This window comes from Vibrio sp. 1159 (assembly GCF_033340395.1).
GTDB classification, from domain to species: Bacteria; Pseudomonadota; Gammaproteobacteria; order Enterobacterales; family Vibrionaceae; genus Vibrio; species Vibrio alginolyticus.
This window is the reverse complement of record NZ_JAWOWL010000201.1, coordinates 1-1,012: the sequence shown is the minus strand read 5'-3', so window position 1 is coordinate 1,012 and position 1,012 is coordinate 1. Positions and strand designations below refer to the sequence as shown.

Annotated in this window: 1 protein-coding gene; it reads left to right on the top strand. The window is 48.5% G+C overall.

Features of this window, described 5'->3' with window-relative positions:
• On the top strand, positions 1–1,012 hold a 1,012-nt coding region (locus tag R7127_RS26990; RefSeq protein ID WP_318148773.1), incomplete at both ends, for an AMP-binding protein.

Here is a 1,012-nt window from a genome sequence, read left to right as displayed (position 1 = left end):
GATCGAGTAGCACTTGTCGGCTACGAAGCGAATCAAACGGTTGAACTGACTTACTCTGAATTGTTAAACAAGATCGAACTCGTTGCCGCCGAGCTTATTGCACAGAACATCAAAGCACTCGCGCTACGCGCAGAAAACAGCATCGATTGGGCCATTGTTGATTTGGCGGCGATGGCGGCAGACATAGTCGTCGTACCTATTCCGACTTTTTTCTCTGATGCACAAGTTGAACACACATTAGAGCAATCAGGCGTCGATGCTTTAGTCGGCGATTGGCAAGCATGGTTGGCTTCTAATCCTAAGCAAAGCTTTAACCAGCAAGACCATTCGTTTTCCATTGCAAATTTGCCTTTGCTGCGTCGTAACCAGTTGGGAGATGAAGATACACAGGTAGCTTATCTACCAGAAACCGGAAAAATCACATTTACGTCGGGCTCGACTGGTCAGCCTAAAGGCGTGTGTTTAAGCAATGATCATTTGTGTTTGGTGGCGAAATCGCTCGCCGACGCAGTAAACGGCACGGCGCACTCGCACTTAGTGCTGCTTCCGTTATCGACACTTCTCGAGAACATAACCGGCGTTTATGTTCCACTCATGTTGGGCGTGACGTCATCTATTTTACCCGGAGAGCAAACTGGCTTACTCGGTTCAAGCCAATTCGAACCGCGTCTGTTTGCACAAGCATTAGCGACCATCAAACCAGAAAGCTTAGTGCTAACACCGGCTTTATTGCTTGCGCTCATTCATATCGCGAAACAGCAGCCCTCTCTTGTGGATTCTCTAAAATTTGTCGCCGTTGGCGGCGCAAGAGTGTCGTCGCAACTGATTAACACCGCGCATGCACTGAACATCCCTGCGTTTGAAGGTTATGGTCTGTCTGAATGTGGCTCTGTTGTTTGTTTGAATACACCAGGCGCATTTAAAGCAGGAACGTGTGGCAAACCACTTCCGCACATTCAGATTCGTATCGCGGAAGATGGTGAACTGCTCGTCAAAGGCAACGTTGCTCTTG